This window comes from Tardiphaga sp. 619_E2_N8_4, from assembly GCF_051810905.1.
Lineage (GTDB): Bacteria > Pseudomonadota > Alphaproteobacteria > Rhizobiales > Xanthobacteraceae > Tardiphaga > Tardiphaga robiniae.
This window is the reverse complement of the sequence record NZ_JBPWQJ010000001.1, coordinates 898,152-919,529: the sequence shown is the minus strand read 5'-3', so window position 1 is coordinate 919,529 and position 21,378 is coordinate 898,152. Positions and strand designations below refer to the sequence as shown.

Annotated in this window: 20 protein-coding genes; 14 read left to right on the top strand and 6 right to left on the bottom strand. The window is 61.2% G+C overall.

Going from position 1 to position 21,378, the window contains the following annotated elements; translation table 11 throughout:
* Positions 1-326: 326 nt before the first annotated feature.
* Entirely contained in the window at positions 327-1,841 is a 1,515-nt protein-coding gene (locus tag AB8A23_RS04285) for a malonate--CoA ligase (RefSeq protein WP_439060329.1), read from the top strand.
* A 74-nt stretch (positions 1,842-1,915) separates the two neighbouring features.
* Here the strand turns inward: AB8A23_RS04285 and AB8A23_RS04280 are convergent, their stop codons facing one another.
* The gene (locus AB8A23_RS04280; RefSeq protein WP_439060330.1) at positions 1,916-2,776 is read right to left on the bottom strand and encodes a cation diffusion facilitator family transporter; all 861 of its coding nucleotides are present in this window, start codon (positions 2,774-2,776) and stop codon (positions 1,916-1,918) included.
* Positions 2,777-3,008: 232 nt separating this feature from the next.
* Positions 3,009-3,857, bottom strand: a complete 849-nt coding sequence (locus AB8A23_RS04275; RefSeq protein ID WP_439060331.1) for a sulfite exporter TauE/SafE family protein — start codon at positions 3,855-3,857, stop codon at positions 3,009-3,011.
* A gap of 246 nt (positions 3,858-4,103) precedes the next feature.
* On the opposite strand from AB8A23_RS04275, the gene sdhC reads away from it, so the two are divergent.
* From sdhC to AB8A23_RS04255, 4 genes are read left to right on the top strand one after another with little or no spacing between them, the layout of a single operon-like run.
* Positions 4,104-4,502, top strand: coding sequence for a succinate dehydrogenase, cytochrome b556 subunit (gene sdhC, locus AB8A23_RS04270; RefSeq protein WP_439060332.1), 399 nt, complete (start codon positions 4,104-4,106; stop codon positions 4,500-4,502).
* A complete protein-coding gene (sdhD, locus tag AB8A23_RS04265) occupies positions 4,499-4,900 on the top strand; it encodes a succinate dehydrogenase, hydrophobic membrane anchor protein (RefSeq protein ID WP_439060333.1) in 402 nt (133 codons plus the stop codon). Before sdhC ends, sdhD begins: the two co-directional genes overlap by 4 nt.
* A 3-nt stretch (positions 4,901-4,903) precedes the next feature.
* Entirely contained in the window at positions 4,904-6,742 is a 1,839-nt protein-coding gene (sdhA, locus tag AB8A23_RS04260; RefSeq protein WP_439060334.1) for a succinate dehydrogenase flavoprotein subunit, read from the top strand.
* 24 nt (positions 6,743-6,766) lie between these two features.
* Complete coding sequence (locus tag AB8A23_RS04255) at positions 6,767-7,549, top strand: succinate dehydrogenase iron-sulfur subunit (RefSeq protein WP_068737894.1); 783 nt, start codon at positions 6,767-6,769, stop codon at positions 7,547-7,549.
* 447 nt (positions 7,550-7,996) lie between these two features.
* Here the strand turns inward: AB8A23_RS04255 and AB8A23_RS04250 are convergent, their stop codons facing one another.
* The 3 genes from AB8A23_RS04250 to AB8A23_RS04240 are packed head-to-tail and all read right to left on the bottom strand — an operon-like array spanning position 7,997 to position 10,084.
* Positions 7,997-8,593: an isochorismatase family cysteine hydrolase gene (locus tag AB8A23_RS04250; protein WP_439060335.1), complete on the bottom strand. Its 597-nt coding sequence runs from the start codon at positions 8,591-8,593 to the stop codon at positions 7,997-7,999.
* A gap of 26 nt (positions 8,594-8,619) precedes the next feature.
* Positions 8,620-9,294, bottom strand: coding sequence for a glutathione S-transferase family protein (locus AB8A23_RS04245; protein WP_439060336.1), 675 nt, complete (start codon positions 9,292-9,294; stop codon positions 8,620-8,622).
* A gap of 31 nt (positions 9,295-9,325) precedes the next feature.
* Positions 9,326-10,084, bottom strand: a complete 759-nt coding sequence (locus AB8A23_RS04240; protein ID WP_439060337.1) for an SDR family NAD(P)-dependent oxidoreductase — start codon at positions 10,082-10,084, stop codon at positions 9,326-9,328.
* Positions 10,085-10,257: 173 nt separating this feature from the next.
* Between AB8A23_RS04240 and AB8A23_RS04235 the strand changes: the two genes are divergently transcribed.
* The 7 genes from AB8A23_RS04235 to AB8A23_RS04205 all read left to right on the top strand — a co-directional run bounded on the left by AB8A23_RS04235 (position 10,258) and on the right by AB8A23_RS04205 (position 20,076).
* A complete protein-coding gene (locus AB8A23_RS04235) occupies positions 10,258-11,157 on the top strand; it encodes an AraC family transcriptional regulator N-terminal domain-containing protein (protein ID WP_439060580.1) in 900 nt (299 codons plus the stop codon).
* A 356-nt stretch (positions 11,158-11,513) separates the two neighbouring features.
* Complete coding sequence (locus AB8A23_RS04230; RefSeq protein WP_439060338.1) at positions 11,514-12,827, top strand: serine hydrolase domain-containing protein; 1,314 nt, start codon at positions 11,514-11,516, stop codon at positions 12,825-12,827.
* A 390-nt stretch (positions 12,828-13,217) separates the two neighbouring features.
* On the top strand, positions 13,218-14,234 hold the full coding sequence (locus AB8A23_RS04225) for an ABC transporter substrate-binding protein (RefSeq protein ID WP_246297930.1): 1,017 nt from the start codon (positions 13,218-13,220) through the stop codon (positions 14,232-14,234).
* 30 nt (positions 14,235-14,264) lie between these two features.
* Complete coding sequence (locus AB8A23_RS04220) at positions 14,265-15,053, top strand: ABC transporter ATP-binding protein (protein ID WP_175369458.1); 789 nt, start codon at positions 14,265-14,267, stop codon at positions 15,051-15,053.
* Entirely contained in the window at positions 15,050-15,823 is a 774-nt protein-coding gene (locus AB8A23_RS04215) for an ABC transporter permease (RefSeq protein WP_093757930.1), read from the top strand. The genes AB8A23_RS04220 and AB8A23_RS04215 overlap by 4 nt, the downstream gene beginning before the upstream one ends.
* A gap of 99 nt (positions 15,824-15,922) precedes the next feature.
* Positions 15,923-18,052: an ATP-binding protein gene (locus tag AB8A23_RS04210; protein ID WP_175369459.1), complete on the top strand. Its 2,130-nt coding sequence runs from the start codon at positions 15,923-15,925 to the stop codon at positions 18,050-18,052.
* Between the two features lie 50 nt (positions 18,053-18,102).
* Positions 18,103-20,076, top strand: coding sequence for an ABC transporter ATP-binding protein/permease (locus AB8A23_RS04205; protein WP_439060339.1), 1,974 nt, complete (start codon positions 18,103-18,105; stop codon positions 20,074-20,076).
* Between the two features lie 37 nt (positions 20,077-20,113).
* Here the strand turns inward: AB8A23_RS04205 and AB8A23_RS04200 are convergent, their stop codons facing one another.
* A complete protein-coding gene (locus AB8A23_RS04200; protein ID WP_089266507.1) occupies positions 20,114-20,500 on the bottom strand; it encodes an MAPEG family protein in 387 nt (128 codons plus the stop codon).
* A 148-nt stretch (positions 20,501-20,648) separates the two neighbouring features.
* On the opposite strand from AB8A23_RS04200, the gene AB8A23_RS04195 reads away from it, so the two are divergent.
* Entirely contained in the window at positions 20,649-21,134 is a 486-nt protein-coding gene (locus AB8A23_RS04195; protein WP_439060340.1) for a pyridoxamine 5'-phosphate oxidase family protein, read from the top strand.
* Positions 21,135-21,374, top strand: coding sequence for a hypothetical protein (locus AB8A23_RS04190; protein ID WP_439060341.1), 240 nt, complete (start codon positions 21,135-21,137; stop codon positions 21,372-21,374).
* Positions 21,375-21,378: the final 4 nt, after the last annotated feature.

Below are 21,378 nucleotides of genomic sequence, written 5' to 3'. Positions count from 1 at the left end.
CAGATTGCGCCGTCGATGCCCGAGTTACGCGAGGTCTCGGGACCAGTTTCAGGCTATATTTTTCGGCGCCGTTGAAACTTTTGCGGGCGCATCCCGTTCGCGCGAGGCAACAACGCGTTCGATGCATCGCGTTTGATACAATCACGCGCGGAAACCGCGGCAGGATGACGCGACCCAGGCGGCCGATCCACCAGATATGGGGGCGATCCCCATGGGGCATGCGTTGCCTAGATATAGCCATTCTTGCTAAGGAACGGGACAAATGACGCGATCGTCAGGCTAGCTGCACCGGTCGCTCCCGCACTCCTGCACCGCGTGACCTTGCCATGAACGCCAACCTGTTTTCTCGCCTGTTCGACAAACTCGACGATGCCTCGCGTCTCGCCATCGAGACGCCCGAGGGCAAGCACATCAGCTATGGCGATCTGATCGCGCTAGCGGGCCAGATGGCCAACGTGCTGGTGGCTCGCGGCGTCAAGCCGGGTGACCGTGTCGCGGCGCAGACCGAGAAGTCGGTGCCCGGTCTGGTGCTGTATCTGGCGACCGTGCGCGCCGGCGCGGTCTATCTGCCGCTCAACACCGCCTATACGCTGAACGAGCTCGATTACTTCATTACCGACGCCGAACCGTCGCTGGTGGTGTGCGATCCCTCCAAGGCTGAAGGCTTCGCCGCCATTACGGCCAAGGTCAGTGCGAAGGTCGAGACGCTGGGCGCCGACGGCAAGGGTTCGCTGACCGATGCGGCAGCGAAAGAGAAGCCGGACTTCAGCACGGTCGAGCGCAAGAACGAAGATCTCGCCGCGATCCTCTATACGTCGGGCACCACCGGCCGCTCCAAGGGCGCGATGCTGAGCCACGACAATCTGGCGTCGAACTCGCTGAGCCTTGTTGAATACTGGCGTTTCACCAAGGACGATGTGCTGATCCACGCCCTGCCGATCTATCACACGCATGGTCTGTTCGTGGCGAGCAATGTGACGCTGTTTGCGCGCGCGTCGATGATCTTCCTGCCCAAGCTCGATCCGGAACTCATCATCAAGCTGATGGGCCGCGCCACCGTGCTGATGGGCGTGCCGACTTTCTACACGCGTATCCTGCAGTCGCCGAATCTGACGAAAGAGACTTGCAGCCACATGCGGCTGTTCATCTCCGGCTCCGCGCCGCTGTTGGCCGATACGCATCGCGAATGGTTCGCGCGCACCGGCCATGCTGTGCTCGAGCGCTACGGCATGACCGAAACCAACATGAATACGTCGAACCCTTATGACGGCGAGCGGGTACCCGGCGCGGTGGGCTTCCCGCTTCCCGGCGTCTCCGTGCGCGTCACCGATCCCGAAACGGCCAAGGAACTCGCGCGCGACACCATCGGCATGATCGAGGTGAAAGGGCCGAATGTGTTCCAGGGCTATTGGCGGATGCCGGAGAAGACCAAGGCGGAGTTCCGCGACGACGGGTTCTTCATCACCGGCGACCTCGGCAAGATCGACGCCAAGGGCTATGTCCACATTCTCGGCCGCGGCAAGGATCTGGTGATCTCGGGCGGCTTCAATGTCTATCCGAAGGAAATCGAAAGCGAGATCGACGCCATGCCCGGCGTGATAGAAAGCGCCGTGATCGGCGTGCCGCATGCAGATTTCGGTGAGGGCGTCACCGCCGTGGTCGTGAGCGACAAGAAGACCGCGATCGACGAGGCCTCCGTGCTCAAGGCGCTGGATGGCCAGATCGCCAAGTTCAAGATGCCGAAGCGCGTGATTTTCGTCGACGATCTGCCGCGCAACACCATGGGCAAGGTGCAGAAGAACGTGCTGCGCGATAGTTACAAGGATATCTACGCGAAGTAAGTCCTCGCACGGTCCCTCATGGTGAGGAGGCGCGCAGCGCCGTCTCGAACCATGAGATGCTGTGTGGCCATACCCTAGATCACATGCTCCGGCGCGAGTGCGCAGGCCGAATTCGGATCCATCTCGATCTGGATCGTCGCGTGCTCAATGCCGAAGTCACGCTTCAGGCGCGCGGCGACTTCCATCAGATAGGCGTCGCCGGGCGCGCCTGACGGGATCACCATGTGACAGGTCAGCGCCACTTCGGTTGTGCTCATCGGCCAGATATGCAGGTCGTGCACCTGCGCGACGCCGGGGCATTGTTCGAGGTAGCCGCGCACGGCAACGGGGTCGATACCGCGCGGAACGGCGGCGAGCGACATCGCAGTGGAGTCGCGCAAGAGGCTCCAGGTGCCCCAGACGATCAGCACACAGATGACGAGGCTGGTCAGGGCGTCGATCCACAGCCAGCCGGTGAACATAATGGCGATCGCGGCGATGACCACGCCAACCGAGACCGCAGCGTCGGCGACCATATGCAGATAGGCGCCGCGGATGTTGAGGTCGCTGTTGCGGCCCGAGGCAAACAGCCACGCGGTCACGCCGTTGATGACGATGCCGATGGTGGCGACGATCATAACGGTGACCTCGGCTACCGGTTCGGGATTGAACAGTCTTAGCACGGCTTCCCAGGCGATGGCACCGACGGCAACCAGCAGGAACACCGCGTTGAAGAGCGCCGCCAGAATTGAAGAACCGCGCAAGCCATAGGTGAAGCGCGGCGTCGGCGCGCGCTTTGACAGTACAGCTGCGGTCCATGCCGCGATCAGCCCGAGCACATCCGAGAGATTGTGCCCGGCATCGGCCACGAGCGCCATCGAGCCGCTGGCATAGCCGTAAATCGCCTCGATGACGACGAAGACGGTATTGAGGCTGATGCCGATGGCAAAAGCCATGCCGAAATTAGCGGGCGCATGCACATGTCCGCCGGGACCGTGGGAATGACCGGCGTGATCGCCTTGCGCGTGGTCGTGGCCGGCATGGTCGTGTGTGTGACCGTGGTCGTCATGATCGTGATGTGAGTGCGCCATCGGTGTTCCGTCGTGTGGTCTGACGGCATCCATAGCAAGTTGTGATCCGGATACTATTACGGTTGTTGCTGCGCGTCGGCCGCCCCGATTTACGGGGTCATATTAGAGCGATGACAAACCGGCTACCGACGATGAATAGATAAATTCCAAACGCCATTTCCAGCGCGCGCTTCGACATCGCATGCGCCGCCTTCACGCCGAGCGGCGCCACCAGCAGGCTGGTCGGCATCACCAGCAGCGCACCGATCAGCGAGACATAACCGATGGCGAACGGCAGCTGCAGCGCTGCGACATCGGGAAAGCGCGCAGCGGCCGGCCAGCCGGCATAGATGTAGCCGATGGCGCCGGGGATCGAGATCAGCACGGCGAGTGCTGAGGATGTCGCCACCGCCTGATGGATAGGCCGGCCATAAAAGGTCATCAGCAGGTTCGAGAACAATCCGCCGCCAATGCCCATCAGCGTGGAGAGAAGACCGACGTAGAAGCCGTAAATCTTCATCAGTGGGCCGTCGGGCAAGTCGTCGCCGAGCTTCCAGCCGTCGCGCGCGAGCAGCAGCCGTGCCGCCGCGGACCAGGCAACGGCAACGAAAACGATCTTGAACAGCCGCTCCGGGGCATAACGGGCTGTGACGCTGCCGATGACGACGCCGATCAGGATCGGCCACCACCACTTCCGCAGGATCTCAATATCGACGGCGCCTCGGGCCATATGGGCACGGAAGGACCGGATCGAGGTCGGGATGATAATGGCCAGCGAGGTGCCGATACAGAGCGGCATCCGTACTTCCAGAGGCACTCCGGCGATGCGGAAACACTCGTAAAATACGGGGACCAGGATGGCGCCTCCGCCTATCCCGAAGACACCTGCCAGGAAACCGGCCAGTGCGCCGACGGCAATAAGAAGCGCCGCCAGTTCGACAATCTCGGTTACATTGAGCCCAGCCATTCCCGCCCCGATTGCCATTTGCTATCGCATCATGAAGTTCTCATGAATCGCGCTTCACCAAGGCTGTCAGCAACAAGCCCGGCAACTGTCAATACCCGCAAATGCAAGGCTCATTTGAAGCTCTGAACGATTGTTCGGAGTATGTCATTTCGCGATTGCACTGGTTGTTTTGAGTTCGTAAATAGAATTGCTCTACGCGATCCCCAATCGGGCACCGTCTGCCCATTAACCTGTCAAAGTTGCTAAATGACCGCTCGGATCGAACGACCCCTTTCGCCGCATCTCCAAGTGTACCGCTGGACCCTGACGATGGCGCTGTCCATCGTGCATCGCGCTACTGGCGTCGCCTTGTATTTCGGCACCTTGCTTCTTGTCTGGTGGCTGATCGCCGCTGCGTCCGGCCCAGCCGCCTATGCCCATGTACAGGCCTTCACCGGCAGCATCATCGGTCGCCTGATCGCATTCGGCTACACGTGGGCGCTGATCCATCATGCCATGAGCGGCGTCCGCCATCTGGTTTGGGATCTCGGTTACGGTTTCAAGCCATCCGAGCGTGAATGGCTCACCTGGGCGGCATTGATCGGCGGCATCGGCATCACCATCCTGCTCTGGATCATTGCCTACGCGATCGGAGGCGGACGATGAGCGGTTCCAACTCTCCGAAGTCGGTGCGCACGCCGCTCGGCCGCGTCCGTGGTCTCGGCTCCTCGCATTCGGGCACATCAGACTTCTGGCGTCAGCGCCTGACCGCCGTGGCTATGCTGCTGCTGATGATCCCTGTGATCTTCATCGTGATGTCGGTTTTCAGAAGCAATCAGGCCGGCGTGGCGCAGGTCCTTGGTTCGCCTATTGTCGCCATCGTCATGTTGCTCTTCATCGTTGCCAGCGTCTGGCACATGAAGATCGGCATGCAGGTCGTGATCGAAGACTATGTCCATGACGAGAAGATCAAGCTGATCTCGATCATCGGCAACAATTTCTTCTCTGCCGCCGTGGCGCTGGCATCGATCTACGCCATCCTTAAACTTTCATCCGGAGTGTAGCGCATGGCCGTCAACGGCACTGGCGCGAACGGCGTTGGCGGCCCCGCCACCAACGGCCACGCCTATCCCATCGAAGATCACACCTATGACGTCGTTGTCGTTGGCGCCGGCGGCGCCGGCCTGCGCGCGACCGTCGGCTGCGGCGAAGCTGGTCTGCGCACCGCCTGTATCACCAAGGTGTTCCCGACCCGCTCGCACACGGTTGCTGCCCAGGGCGGCATCTCTGCCTCGCTCGGCAACATGCACGAGGACAACTGGCGCTGGCACATGTACGACACCGTGAAGGGGTCGGACTGGCTCGGCGATCAGGATTCCATCGAATATATGGTGCGCAACGCGCCCGATGCCGTTTACGAGCTCGAACATTGGGGCGTGCCGTTCTCGCGCACCGAAGACGGCAAGATCTATCAGCGCCCGTTCGGCGGCATGACCATGGATTACGGCAAGGGCCAGGCCCAGCGCACCTGCGCGGCCGCTGACCGGACCGGTCACGCCATGCTGCACACGATGTACGGCCAGGCCCTGCGTCACTCGGCCGAGTTCTTCATCGAATACTTCGCCATCGATCTGATCATGGACGATCAGAATGTCTGCCGCGGCGTCATTGCACTCAAGCTCGACGACGGCACGCTGCATCGCTTCAAGGCGCAGACCGTCATTCTCGCCACCGGCGGCTATGGCCGCGCTTACGCCTCCTGCACCTCGGCGCATACCTGCACTGGTGACGGCGGCGGCATGGCGCTGCGGGCTGGTTTGCCGCTGCAGGACATGGAATTCGTTCAGTTCCATCCGACCGGCATTTACGGTTCGGGCTGTCTCGTCACCGAAGGCGCGCGCGGCGAAGGCGGTTATCTCGTCAATGCCGAAGGCGAGCGCTTCATGGAGCGTTACGCACCGTCAGCCAAGGATCTCGCCTCGCGCGACGTGGTTTCGCGCGCCATGACCATCGAAATCCGCGAAGGCCGCGGCGTCGGCAAGAAGAAGGATCACATCTTCCTTCATCTCGACCATCTCGATCCGAAGGTGCTGGCCGAACGTCTGCCGGGCATCTCCGACTCGGCGCGCATTTTCGCCGGCGTCGATGTCACCAAGGAGCCGATTCCGATCGTTCCGACGGTGCACTACAACATGGGCGGCATCCCGACCAACTATCACGGCGAAGTCGTCACCAAGAAGGACGGCGACGACAATGCGGTGGTGCAGGGCCTGATGGCCGTGGGCGAAGCTGCCTGCGTGTCGGTGCACGGCGCCAACCGTCTCGGCTCCAACTCGCTGATCGATCTCGTGGTGTTCGGCCGTGCGGCCGCGCTGCGCTGCGCTGAGAAGCTGACGCCGAATGCCAAGCAGCCCGACCTGCCGAAGGACTCGGCCGACCGCGCGCTGAGCCGTCTCGATCACTACCGCTATGCGAAGGGTGGCACTTCGACCGCGAAGATCCGCGAGAACATGCAGCATGTGATGCAGACCAACTGCGCCGTGTTCCGCACTGGTGAAGTGCTGAACGAAGGCAAGGAGTTGATCCACAAGGTGTATGGCGGTATCGGCGATATCGCCGTGTCTGACCGGTCGCTGGTGTGGAATTCGGATCTCATCGAGACCCTCGAATTCGACAACCTGATCACTCAGGCCATCGTCACCATGGACTCGGCTGCGAATCGCACCGAGAGCCGCGGCGCGCATGCGCGCGAGGACTTCTCGGATCGCGACGACAAGAACTGGATGAAGCACACGCTGGCGTGGATCGATGGGGGCGGCAAGACCACCATCGATTATCGCCCGGTGCACGACTACACGATGACCAACGACGTTCAGTACATCGTGCCCAAAGCGCGCGTGTACTAATGATGACAGCGAAGGCTTGAGAGAATGGCTGAGTTCGCACTTCCGAAGAATTCCAAGATCACCGGCGGCAAGGAATGGCCGAAGCCGGCCGGCGCCACGCAGACGCGCGAATTCCGCGTCTATCGCTGGAATCCGGATGACGGCAAGAACCCGTCGGTCGACACCTATCACATCGATACCAACGACTGCGGTCCGATGGTTCTCGATGGTCTGATCTGGATCAAGAATAACATCGATCCGACGCTGACCTTCCGCCGCTCTTGCCGCGAAGGCGTCTGCGGCTCCTGCGCCATGAATATCGATGGCCAGAACACCTTGGCCTGCACCCGTGCGATGGACGAAGTCGACGACGGCGCCATCAAGGTCAATCCGCTGCCGCATCAGCCCGTCGTGAAGGACCTGGTGCCGGATCTCACCAACTTCTACGCCCAGTATGCGTCGATCGAGCCGTGGCTGAAGACCACCACGCCGACCCCGCAGAAGGAATGGAAGCAGAGCCATTCGGACCGCGAGAAGCTCGACGGCCTCTACGAATGCATCCTGTGCGCCTGCTGCTCGACCTCGTGCCCAAGCTATTGGTGGAACAGCGACCGCTTCCTCGGTCCGGCTGCCCTCCTTCAGGCCACCCGCTGGGTCAAGGATTCGCGCGACGAAGCCACCGGCGAGCGCCTCGACAATCTCGAAGATCCGTTCCGGCTCTATCGCTGCCACACCATCATGAACTGCGCCAAGGCGTGCCCGAAGGGTCTCAACCCCTCTGAAGCCATCGCCGAGCTGAAGATGAAGATGGTCGAGCGTCAGGTCTGACGTTTTAAGGATCCGGGTTTGCCGATTGTCTTTGGACAATAAAGTTCTTACTAAACAATAGAGTCCTTACGGCGCCATGACGAAAGTCGCGGCGCCGTAGCTCGTTCAGGGATAGAGCCAATTGTCGGCGCACAAATAGTCGTTTCTGCTCTTCGTCAGCCGCCCATCAAGGGCCGGTATTACGAACCGTAAGGGCCGCCTGCGGGTCGGGTAGCTTTTCCGAAACCGTATAAAATTGTTTGACCTTCTCATGATCCGTCAGGTTTGACGGCCGGTACCCGGCTCGTTGGCACGCACTGCGGCGGCTTGGACCGCTAAGGCGTGTTCGAATGCGTCGGTGTTACCCGGCGCGATGGTGAGTTCGACCCTGATCCCAATCATCGTATCGCCTCGCATCTACGGCCGACGGAAACCCGGCCCTATAACCGGGCCGGGTCCAGCGGCGGATTATGCCTTAGCCACGAACTCCTGCGTGGTGACGGCGTTGGCGTAAAATGGGGCGATCTCGGCGACGAAGTCGTCCTGCTGTTTGCGAGTATAGCCGGCTGACGCGTCGTAGATGACGTTGGTGTGGTAGCCGAGGTCGTGCGCGTTGCGCATCGAAGACTCGACGCACTGTCGCAGCGAGAAGCCGGCGAGGTAGATGTCGAAGATGCGGTTGTTGCGCAGGTAGCCGTCGAGCGTGGTTCCAACAAAAACGCTGCTGCCGCCGGCGCGCTCGCGAACGACATGCTCGCCCGCCGCCGGCTCGAAGCCGGGGAAGAAATCGGCCTGCTCGCCCAGGAACGCGCCATGGTCGCGCGTGATCTTGCGCAGGCCGTACTTGGCCTCGCCCAGCACCTTGAAGGTCGGCTCGAACTTCAGCGCTGCGTGGATCACGTGCAGGCCGCGACGGCGGGCCTCTTCGAGGATGATCTTCGAATTGGCGATAGCGGTGTCGACCTGCTCCCGGTCCTGAAACACCGGATAAATGCCGCCGGTCGGGGAGAGCCAGTCGTTGACATATTCGACCAGGATCAGCGCGCTCTTGGATGGGTCGGTCATGATATCACTCCTTGGAATTCTGGTTGTTAAGCCGCGATCATTGCGCCCTGCTGGCGCAGGTGATCGCGAAACAGGTCGGGATAGGTGTCGATCACGGCGTTCTGGACGCTGGATCGCTCGGCAAGTGCCGCGCGCCACGCCGTCACACGTGGCAGGCCAGCAAAGATCGGGTCCGCTACTTCCGGATCGGTGATCCCGAAATAGCGAAACAGCGGTGCGTAGACCGCATCGACCAGACCAAAGTCCGCCCCGGCGAAATAGGGGCCGTCGCCCAGTTCCGCCTCGATCTTGCTCAGCCGATCACGGAAGGCGGCCCGCTTCGCGTCGGCGGTCGCAATGTCCTTGGCGTGGAGGAACTGCCAGCCCTCCGTAAAGGTCTGGGTGGCGAATTCGATCCAGGCGCGATGCCGCGCACGCAGCAATGCATCGTCGGGGTACATCGCCGCGCCACCCTGCGTCTCGTTCAGATATTCGCAGATAACCACGCTTTCGAAGAGGATCGCATCCTCACCGTTCGGCTGGTGCACCTTCAGCACCGGCACCTTGCCGGTCGGCGACAGGGCCAGGAACCAGTCGGGCTTGGCTGATAGATCGACGTTGACCCGGTCGAACCCCACCCCCTTTTCGAGCAGGACGATCGCGGCACGCTGGACGAACGGGCACAGTGGGTGGCTGATGAGAGTAAGATCGGTGTCGGTCATGATGGTTTCTCCGATGGAGCCGGATGCAGCATCAGAGCGACTGACCACCCGAGACATCGAAGGTAGTGCCGTTGGCCCAGCCCATGTCATCGGACAGGATCGCTGCGACTGCGCCACCGATATCATCGGGTTGACCGGCGCGGCCGAGCGCGATCTTGCTCGCGACGAAGGCATTGGCCTGTTCGTCGTCGCGGACCCGGCCACCGCCGAAATCGGTGGCGATGGCGCCGGGCGCGATGGCGTTGACGCGGATCTGCCGCGCGCCGAGCTCGAGCGCCATGAACCGGGTCAGCGTCTGGAGCCCAGCTTTGGCCGCCGCATAAAGGCCGAAGCTGGCCATCGACGTGCGCGTGAAGCCCGTCGAGACGTTGAGGATGCGTCCGCCATCGGCGATGATCGGTAGCAATGCCTGCGTCAGGAACACCGGTCCGCGCAGGTGCATGTCGATCATCATATCGAACTGTTCCTCGCTTGCGTCAGCGACCTGCACGTGGACGACCGCACCGGCGTTGTTGACCAGATAGTCGAACCGGTCGCTGCCGAAGCGGCTCCGGAGCGTCTCGGCGAAGGATGCGGCGAAGGCTGGGAAGCTTGCTACCTTGGTGACGTCGAGCGCGAGCATCGCCGCTGTGCCGCCCAGCGCCTCGATCTCGCTTACCAGCGTCTGGGCTTCCGCGGCGCCCTGGCGATAGGTGCCGACGATGCCGACGCCGCGACGGGCGAGGTGCAGCGCCATGCTGCGACCGAGGCCGCGGCTGGCGCCGGTAATGAGTGCGATCTTCTGAGACATGGCTACATTCCTTGTGATTTGGATTTTCCGGACGGCGCGCCGCTTAGGCGTCACGTTCGCTGCCAGCCAGATAGGCGCTTGCTGTGTCCAAAGCCCCGCCTGATGCTCTCAATTACTTGCCTGATTGTCTCAGGCTCTTTGCGGACGTGAGGATTGATGTCATACTCCTTGGCATGACCGACAGCCTGAAGCCCCTTTGCGATCTCGCGCTCCGCCACGGGCGGACCGGAATGCCCCTCACGCCCATCCCGCGCCTGGAAATCGGCGTCGGACAGGCGACCTCGGGCACGTCGCCATGTCTCTACCGTTCGATGATCTGCTTCATCCTGCAGGGATCGAAAGAGGTGGCCATCCACGACGAGTTGCTGCGCTATGACGCGTCTCAATATCTGGTCAGCGCACTCGATCTTCCCTTGAGCGGACAGATCCATGACGCTGACGACGGCAGTCCTTTTGTGGCGGTTTCGCTGGTCCTTGATCCGGCACTTCTCGCCGAGGTCGCATCGACGATGCCGGCGGTGCGCGACGCGGAATCGCCAGGCAGCGGCATCGCGATCAATCCGATGACGCCCCAGCTACGTGATACGCTGCTACGACTGCTGGCGTTGCTCGACACGCCGGCGGACATCCCGGCGCTCGCGCCGATGGCGGAGCGCGAATTGCTCTATCGTCTCCTGCAAGGCCCGCAGGGGCGACTGTTGCGCCACATCGCCCGCCCGGAAGGCGCGATCGGCGGCATCCGCCGCGCGGTTGAATGGATTCGCGACCGCGGCAACACGCGGCTGCGGATCGAGGCGCTATGCGAAGCCGCCGGCATGAGCCGCGCCAGCCTGCATCGCCACTTCGTCGCGCTGACTGGATTGAGCCCGATCCAGTATCAGAAGCAGATACGCCTTCAGGAAGCACGCCAGTTGCTGCTCGCCGGCGACCATAGTGCCTCCGACGTCGCCTATGCGGTCGGCTATGAAAGCGCCTCTCAGTTCAGCCGCGAGTATCTTCGGCAGTTCGGGGCTCCGCCCGTCCGCGACGTGCGCAAGCTCAGGCAGTCAATCGACAATCAAATGATCAATTAGACGGCTGTCAACTTCGATGCTGTTGACGCCAGGCTGTTCAAGGGATCCGGGGGGCATCGCCCAATGCGAGCCGTCGCGCTGGACTTACCAAGTCACCATCCTCTCCGGAAAGCGTGAGGCGCAACGTCATGCCGATGGCACAGGACCCAATGATCGGGACGGACGAAGACGGCCGCCTACTAGGGCGTGTACTCATAAATCGAGGATCGTGAGCAAGCTCAACCCATTTCGCTATCCGGCGGATTGCAGACTCAAACCTGACATCGCCTCAGGTCCCTTTGGTGCCAATAAGAGACATGCTCCCTTGGAGTTTCCGCGCAATTCGGTGTCTACTTGCAGGACATTTGGAGGACTGCATGTCGGCGCAGCAATATTCTCGTCGTAGGGCCGTTTCATCCCTGGTTGCTACACTCGCCTGTGCGATGGGCGGCCCCATCTTCGCAACCGCAGAACCAACATTCCCCGACGCGTCGCAAGACTGCACTGGTCCGATTTTCTCCACAACAGGTCCAAACGCCGAGCTTTACGGCGCAAAAGATGGCTATCCCCTTCCCGACATTGGGGAAGCGCGGAGGCAAGGCGGCCCTTGGGAGCCAAGACACCGTGTCGGTGCATTTACCCACATCGACCGAATCTATCCTACACGGCTCATCAAGCGATCTATGATGCCTTGGAAGTTCAAGTGCTCAAAGGCGGAAGTTTACTACAATTTTCAGGGAAGCAAGTTTTCTCCCCTCGACTACATGTCGCGCAATCCGGTTACTGGGCTGCTGATCGCCAAGGACGATCAGATTATCTTCGAGCGCTATCAGTACGCGCGAACTGATCAAGATCGGTTCGTGTCCCAGTCGATGGTCAAGTCAATAACCGGACTGTTGATCGGCATCGCTATCTCAGAGGGTGCGATTAAGTCGGTCGATGATACCCCTGAAATCTATGTGCCGGGCTTTGTAGGTACCGAGTACGGCAGGACACCAATCCGCGATCTGTTGCACATGTCTTCCGGCGTCGATTTCGGTGAAACGAGAGATGGAGGACGCGACCTTAATCGCCTGTGGAACGGCATGGGGATCGCGTTCCCGGAATGGAAGTTGGGCACTGTTAAGAGCATCGTGCAATTCAATCATCGTATCGCCCCATCGGGAACGAGATTTTACTACGCCAGCATCGAAGCCGACGTGCTCGGCATGGTGCTTCAAGGTGCTGTCAACAAGTCAGCCTCCGATTATCTGCGCGAGAAAGTGTGGGAGCCTATCGGCGCGGAAGCCGATGCTAATTGGTTGATAGACGCAGAAGGATTTGAACTAGGGCACTTTGGCTTCAATGCCGTTCTGCGCGATTACGCCCGGCTTGGGCGCTTGCTGGCGCATGATGGCGCATGGGATGGCAAGCAAATCGCTCCGGCGCAATGGATGATTGATGCAACAACAGTCCGAGCCTCGGATCGCTATTTGCTGCCGGGCGCGGCGACGAAAGGATTTGGCTACGGTTATCTCTTGTGGCTGTTTCCCGGCGAGAGGCGACAGTTCGCGTTGTTAGGATACAAGGGCCAGTATATTTGCGTTGATCCGCCCTCTAAGATTGTCATGGTGCACACTGCAATTGAGGACCCGGTACATCGAGCCGAGCCATGGGCCCTATGGTCGGCACTGGTCGATCAGCTAGGCTGACAATAGCTCGCGGCAGACCCGGCATCGACCGCTGTTGGTTATTCGCGTCGCTTTTGACATGTCTGCGGAATGTCCGCTATCCGACTCATTTCGGACCTTCAAGTCGGCGTTGCAAATACTAAGATAGGCATGATTCAAGCTCCCGAACCGGGGCCTCGAATCATGAGATATGAACTCACGGACTTTGAGTGGGCTGTCCTCAGACACCGATCAGGACACCGGTCTGCGCAAGCAGGCCGGTGTTCTTTTTTGCTCACGATTTAAGCATATTGCCTCCTCGAACCCGATCCCTCGGAGCCGCGGCGCTATTTCTCGTTGAAAAGGGGACTCGCCAAGGTTGGCACGGGCTGTGCTAGCCTGTGCCTGATAATTGATCAGGGGGAGTTTTTCATGTTTCGTCAGCTGGGTTTGAGCGTCATGGCGGGTGCAGCGCTGCTGGCGTCTGCGCTATCTGCGAGCGCCGACACCGATGTCAAATTCGCGCTCGACTGGAAATTCGAAGGTCCGTCCGCGCCGTATTTCGTTGCGCTCGACAAGGGCTACTACAAGGCCGAAGGCCTCAACGTGACCATCGACTCCGGTCCAGGCTCGGTCGCCGGCATCGCGCGGGTCGCGGCGGGCACCTATCCGATCGGCTTCTTCGACATCAATTCGCTGGCGCGCTTCCGCGACCAGAATCCGGACAAGGACGTCAAGGGCGTCCTCATGGTTTATGACAAGCCGCCCTTCTCGATTGTCAGCATCGCGAAGTCCGGCATCAATGGGCCGAAGGACCTCGAAGGCAAGATCCTCGGCGCACCGGCGCCGGACGGCGCCTTCGCGCAGTGGAAGGCCTTCGTCAAAGAAAACAAGATCGACGACAGCAAGGTGAAGATCGAGAATGTCGGCTTCCCGGTACGCGAGCCGATGCTCGCCGACGGCAAAGTCGATGCGATCACCGGCTTCTCGTTCTCGTCCTACTTCAACCTGATGTCCAAGGGCATCGCCGAGAAGGACATCAAGGTGATGCTGATGTCGGACTACGGCATCGTGCTTTATGGCAACGCCATCATGGTGAACCCCGAATTCGCAAAGGCCAATCCGAAACTCGTCGCTGGCTTCGTGCGCGCAACTGTCAAAGGCATCATCGACACCATCAAGGACCCCGACACGGCCATCAAGTCGGTGATGAAGCGCAACGAGACCGCCGACGAGAAGATCGAACTCGCCCGTCTCAAGATGTCGCTGAAGGACAACTTCGTGACCCCGTGGGTGAAGGCCAATGGCGTCGGCGGCATCGACGAGAAGCGCATGACGGATGCCATCGATCAGATCGCCGTGACCTACGAGTTCAAGAATCCGAAGCCGAAGGCAGGGGATCTGTTCACCTCGGAATATCTGCCCCCAGCCGACGCGCGAAAATTCTAAGCGTCACGACAGAAGGCCAGGTCGTCGCGCATGGAAGCGTTCGTAGATATCGACGGCGTCACGCTCAAATACCGTGGCGCCTCGGGTGACATTGTCGCGCTCCAGGATGCGACGCTCAAAGTCCAGCGCGGCGAATTCGCCGCGGTGGTCGGCCCCTCCGGCTGCGGCAAGTCCACCTTGATGCGGCTTGTCACGGGCCTGCACAAGCCGACGGCCGGCACTATCGCCATCGACGGCAAACAGGTGACAGGCCCGGTCAAAATGGCCGGCATGGCGTTCCAGAACGCCAACATGCTGCCGTGGCGCAAGGTGATCGACAACGTCCTGCTGCCGCTGGAAATCGTAGAACCACATCGCTCGCAGTTTCGTTCCAAGAAAGTGGAGTTCCGCGCCAAGGCCGAGCAGCTTCTGGCTACCGTCGGTCTCGCCGGCTTCAGCGACCGTTATCCCTGGGAATTGTCCGGCGGCATGCAGCAGCGCGTGTCGCTGTGCCGCTCGCTGATCCACGAGCCGGCGCTGCTGATGCTCGACGAGCCCTTCGCCGCCCTCGACGCGTTCACGCGCGAGGAGCTGTGGTGCGTGCTGCGCGATCTCTGGCAGCGACTGGGCTTCACGGTGATTCTGGTGACGCACGATCTGCGCGAGGCGGCGTTCCTCGCCGACAATATCTACGTCATGAGCGCGCGCCCCGGTCACATCGTCCAGATCAAGCCAGTGGATTTCCCGCGCCCGCGCGATCTGCAGGTGACCTATGAAAAGGATTTCGGCGACATCGTGATGGAGCTGCGCATGAAGATCGCACAGGTGCGCCAGTCATGAACCCGCGGACTCTCGAAAAGCTTTCGCCCTGGCTCTTCACCATTGCCATCTTCCTGGTCTGGGAGCTGGCCTGCATCGTCTTCAAGGTCAACACGTCGGTGCTGCAGCCGCCATCGGCCGCCTTTGCGGCGATGTTCAAACTCTGGCGTGTGTTTCTCTATCATTCCTGGGTCACGCTCTGGGTGACCATGGTCGGATTTGCCCTGGCCGTGGGCTTCGGCATCATTCTCGGTCTCGTCGTGGGCTGGTCGCGGGCGATCTATCGCGGGCTCTATCCCGTGATGATCGGCTTCAACACGATCCCGAAGGTCGCCATTGTCCCGCTGCTGATCCTGTGGTTCGGCATCGGCGAAGTGCCGGCAATCGTCACCGCCTTCCTGATCTCGTTCTTCCCTATCGTGGTCAATATCGCCACGGGTCTGGCGACAACCGAACCGGAACTCGAGGACGTGTTGCGGGCGCTCGGCGCCGGCAAGCTCGACATCATGCTCAAGGTCGGCATTCCGCGTGCGCTGCCATATTTCTTCGGCTCGCTGAAGATCGCTATCACGCTGGCTTTCGTCGGTACCGTCGTGTCGGAGACGCTCGGCGCCAATGCCGGGCTCGGCTATCTGATCGCGCTGGAGGGTGCCAGCTTCCGTATGGCGAATGTCTACGCCGCCCTGCTGCTGCTCGCCTTTGAAGGCGTGCTCATGTACGCGGTCTTCGCGGGGATCGAGCAGCATTTCACCAAATGGGCCTTCCGGTCGCAAATGAGCGCGGCCGGCTAACGCCACAGGACCTCCTCCCGGCTACGGCGGGTTCCCGCCCGCGGAGCGGTTGGTGAGACACCGCCCTTGCGCTAGACTGCAGGGAGTCGGGCAGGTGCTGTGAAGACCGAACACCAAAATTCGTTGAGAACGCTGCAATGGATGATGGCCGCTTCGCTGGCCCTTCCGCTTGCACTGTTTCTGTTCGCGGCGGCGACATCGTGGGTGTCGACCCGCGAAATCGCCGACCGTGAGATCGAGCGTGCGCTCGATGTGGCGCATGAACACGCTTTAAAGGTGTTCGAGACGATCGACCGCAGCCTGTCGGAAATGAACGAGATCGTACGCGGTAAATCCGACGACGAGCTGCGTGCGCAATCGGACCGGATGGCGGGCCGGCTGAAGCAGCTCACCGATGCGCTGCCGCAGTTGAAGTCGGTCTGGGTGTTCGACAATAAAGGTCGCGCGCTGGTCAACAGTCTGGATCTGACGCTGCCGGATCTCGATTTCTCTGATCGCGATTATTACAGGGTCCATATCGCAGGTGATGCCGGCACGTTCATCGGTCAATCATTGTTGCCGCGCCCGCCCTATCAGGGGGCGCCGTTCTTTGGTGTGAGCCGCAGGCGGGTCTCGGCCGACGGCAGCTTCGCCGGCGTGGTGCAGGCCTCTGTCTTTCCGGAATATTTCGATCGTTTCTATGCGCGCATCGGCCACGATGCCGGGAGCTTCTTTGCGCTTGGTCTCACCGATGGTTCGATCCTGGCACGTTATCCGCAGCTCGACCGTGAGGTGCGTCTCGATCCCAAGGGGCCCGTGGGCCGCACCCTGTCGGCCCATCCTGCTGGAGGATTGGTCACGCTTGTCTCGCCCGGCGACAATGTCGAGCGCCGTATCGGCTATCAGCAGCTCGCCGGCTATCCGGTCTATGTCGCGGCAGGTCTTGAGACGTCAGCGATCCGTGCGCGCTGGCTGCGCACCATCAGCTATCATCTGATCTTCGGCGTTCCTGCGACGGCATTGCTGTTCCTGTTGCTGGCATTCGCGATCCGTCGCACCCGCCGGCTCAATTTCGAAGCGCTGAAACGGCGTGAGGCCGAAGAAGCGCTGAAACATGGCCAGCGCCTCGAAGCACTCGGCCAGTTGACTGGCGGCGTCGCGCATGACTTCAACAATTTGCTGACCGTGATCCGCTCGTCAGTCGACTTGCTGCAACGGCCCGATCTCTCGCCGGATCGTCGTGCCCGCTACATTGCAGCGATCTCCGAAACAGTGAATCGCGCCGCCAAGCTGACAGCGCAATTGCTGGCCTTTGCGCGGCGCCAGACGCTGAAGCCTGAAGTATTCGACGTCGGCCAATGCGTGCATTCGGTGAGCGAGATTATCGGCACGCTGACGGGGGCGCCTATCGAAATTATGACCCATGTGCCCGATGAGGCGTTGTTTGTGGATGCCGATATCGGCCAGTTCGAAACCGCGTTGATCAACATCGCGGTTAACGCGCGCGATGCCATGGCGGGCGAGGGGCGGCTGACGATCGCCGTCAGCGCGGCAGAGCAAGTCCCCGTTGCGCTTGCCCTGAGGTCTGACGGCTATGTGGCGATCTCAGTATCCGACACCGGCAGCGGTATTCCTGCCGATCAGTTCGAGCACATCTTCGAGCCATTCTATACGACCAAGGAAGTCGGGCAGGGCACAGGCCTCGGACTTTCGCAGGTGTTCGGCTTTGCCAAACAATCCGGCGGTGAGGTCGTGGTCGCCAGCGAAGTCGGCAAGGGCAGCACTTTCACGCTTTATCTGCCGCGCGTCTCCGGCGACAGCATCGCGCCGGCGCTGTCGGCGAGCGAAGCGCCCGTCGTCGATGGCCACGGCATGTCGGTGCTGGTGGTGGAAGACAATCGCGACGTCGGGACTTTTGCGACCGATGCGCTGAGCGAGCTTGGCTACACCACGGTGTTGCGGCCGAACGCTCAGGAAGCGCTCGTCGAACTCGCCCGTCATGCCACGCACTATGACGTCGTGTTCTCCGATGTCGTGATGCCTGGAATGACCGGCATCGAACTGGCGCAGGAGATTCGAAAACTCTATCCGGATCTGCCGGTGGTGCTGACCTCCGGCTACAGTCATGTGCTGGCGCAGAACGGTACCTTCGGGTTCGAGCTGCTGCATAAGCCCTATTCGATCGAGCAATTGTCGCGGGTGCTCACCAAGGCCGGCACCTGGCGCAAGGCTCAGCGCGAGGCTGTCTGAGCCGCTGGGAACTCCAAGGAACCTTTTGATTTCCTTGGCGTTATCGCGCCATGAGCAAACATTCAGTTAACGAAGCCAAGCCTGCATCCGACGCGTCCGATCTGAAGGGGCCGATTGTCGGGGTCGTTGGCGAGGACGGCAAGCATATCGAGCCGCCGCCGCCTGAAGTCGTGGAGCCCGATCCGGACCTGACGCCGGAAGAGGCCGAGCAGGCACGCAAGGACTATCTGCTGACGCGATTCTGGATCAGCGCGCGTGGCTTCTGGGGCAAGTCGGGCGACAGATTAGCCTGGGTGTTCTCGGTCGGGCTGCTGCTGCTCATCGTCGCCAATGTGGCGTTTCAATACGGCATCAATGTCTGGAACCGCGCGATCTTCGACGCCATCGAGAAACGCGATGCGGCCAGCGTGTTTCATCTCACTGGCGTGTTCTTTCCGCTCGCCATCGGCAGCGTGTTGCTGGGTGTCGCGCAGGTCTATGGCCGCATGGGTATCCAGCGTCGCTGGCGCGCATGGCTGACCAATTCTGTGGTGTCGCGCTGGCTCACCAGCGGCCGCTATTATCAGCTCAATCTTGTCGGCGGCGATCACCAGAATCCCGAATATCGGATCGCCGAGGATCTGCGCATCGCGACCGACTCGCCCGTCGACTTCGTCTCCGGCGTCATCGCGGCATTTCTCTCCGCCACCACCTTCATCGTCGTGCTGTGGACCATCGGCGGCGCGCTGACGCTGACTGTGGGCGGCAGTCTCATCACCATTCCCGGTTTCCTCGTCATTGCCGCGATCATCTATGCGGCCATTGCGTCCGGCTCGATCATGGTGATCGGCCGGCGTTTCGTGCAGATTTCCGAGGACAAAAACCAGGCTGAGGCGGAGTATCGTTATGCGCTTACCCGCGTGCGCGAAAACGGCGAGAGCATCGCGCTGCTCGGCGGCGAGGAAGAAGAGCGCGACGGCATCGACAAGACCTTCGGCAATGTCCTCAGGCAATGGGCACGTCTCGCCGGACAGCATATGCGTACCACGTTGGTGTCGCAGGGCTCGAGCCTGATCGCGCCCGTCGTACCGCTGTTGCTGTGCGCGCCGAAGTTTCTCGACGGCAGCATGTCACTCGGTCAGGTGATGCAGGCGGCGTCTGCCTTCACCATCGTGCAAAGCGCATTCGGCTGGCTGGTCGACAACTATCCGCGCCTTGCCGACTGGAACGCCTGCGCGCGCCGCATCGCCTCGCTGATGATGTCGCTGGACGGCCTCGAACGCGCCGAGCTCGGTGACGGTATCGGCCGTATCAAGCGTGGCGAAACGACGGATGAGACGATGCTGAGCCTGCATGATCTCTCGGTGACGCTCGACGACGGCACTGCCGTCGTCGGCGATGCCGAAGTGAAGATCGAGCCTGGCGAACGTCTGCTCGTCGCGGGCGAGTCCGGTACCGGCAAAAGCACGCTGGTGCGCGCCATTGCGGGCCTGTGGCCATGGGGCGGCGGCAGCGTCAATTTCCATCCGGACCGGCGGCTCTTCATGCTGCCGCAGAAGCCCTATGTGCCGTCAGGCACCTTGCGCCGCGCAGCCGCCTATCCCGCGGCGTCGGAAGACTGGACCGTCGAGCAGATCGGCGAGGCCCTCGACAAGGTCGGGCTCGGCCATCTCAAGGAGAAGATCGAGGAGGATGCGCCGTGGGACCAGACACTGTCCGGCGGCGAGAAGCAACGTCTCGCTTTCGCACGGCTGTTTTTGCACCGCCCTGATATCATTGTGCTGGACGAAGCGACCTCGGCGCTGGACGCGAAGAGCCAGGACAAGATGATGGAGCTGCTCACCAAGGAGCTGCCCAACGCCACGGTGGTATCTGTCGCGCATCGCGTCGAGCTTGAAGCCTTCCACAGCCGCAAGATCGTGCTGGAGCGCCGCAAGGGCGGCGCCAAGCTGGTCAGCGACATCGATCTCATCCCGCGCAAGGGTAAGCGCCGTCTGCTCGGCCGCTTCCTGCGCCAGCGCAAGCCGGCCAGGAGCGCGGCATGACATCAGGCGCTATGAGGTGCTTGCTGCGTGTTTCGACTTAGAAGAAGTTGATCTTCAGCGCCGGCGACAGGAAGATCGCGATATTGGCGAAGAGGCCGCCGGCATAGGCGGCTGAGCGCAGCGACGATTTATCCGCGATGTACAGCAGCGCGTGCGCAATCCGAAACGCAAGATAGAGAGCGGCCAGCACGCTTACGGTCGTCGCCGATGCGCCAAAATTCAACGCTGCAACGACCGAGACTGCGTAGAACGGGAAGCTCTCGAAGGCATTCTGGTGCGCAGCATAGGCGCGGCGTTTGGCACCTGAGAGGTTCTCGGCGCTGTCGCGCGGTGCGCTGTTATCGCGCGATCCCGCTTTGGCATAACCAATAATGATCAGCGGCAGCAGTGCAGCAATCAGAATGCTCCAATAGGCGAACGGCATCGAAATCCCCCAGGTCAAATAGTATGGCCAAACTGCGTCTTGATGGGCGGTTCCTGTTCCGCTGTCAAACCCGCCTTCATCCGGCCCGTTGTCGCGGAACATCGCATCGATCGCGCCGTTGTTAGTTCAGCCCCAAGGGAGACAGATGATGGACAATGACAATACCCGTGATATCGAACGCGCCTGGGAATTGATGAAGAAGATCGGTTTCGCCATGCTGGTGACGCATGATGGCGACAAGCTGCGAGCGCGCCCGATGGCCGCCTATGTGGATCGCGAAGCCGATGCGGTCTACTTCCTCAGCGATGCGCGCAGACACAAGGATGATGAGATCAAGCGCAATCCGAACGTGAATCTCTCTTTCGCGGATGCGAGCGATCAGAAGTATGTCTCGGTGAGCGGTACTGCTGCCGTCTCGAACGATCGCGCCAAGATCAAGGAGCTGTTCACCACCTCCGCAAAGGCGTGGTGGGACAGCGCGGAAGATCCGAATATTCGTGTGCTGAAGTTCACGCCTGACGATGCCGAGTTCTGGGACTCGCCGGGCACTGTGATCAGCTATGTGAAGATGGCCGCTGCGGCTGTGACTGGTACGCGTCCGGACATCGGCACCAACCGTAAGGTCGCAATCTAGATGCCTAAAGACGATTCACCCGGCATCGATCCCGTCGAGGATCCGCCGATCAAGCCCGGTCAACCCTCCGAACCGCCGCAGGAGAGCCCGCCGGGCAATCCGCGGCCCGAGGTACCGCCGCCGGTGCGCGATCCCGGTGAGCCGTCGCGACCCGAAGAGTTGCCTGGAGATGTGCCTGATGAGATGCCGGTGCCAAATCCTGATATCAATCCGGATCAGCAACCGCCTGCAGTGATGTAGCGAA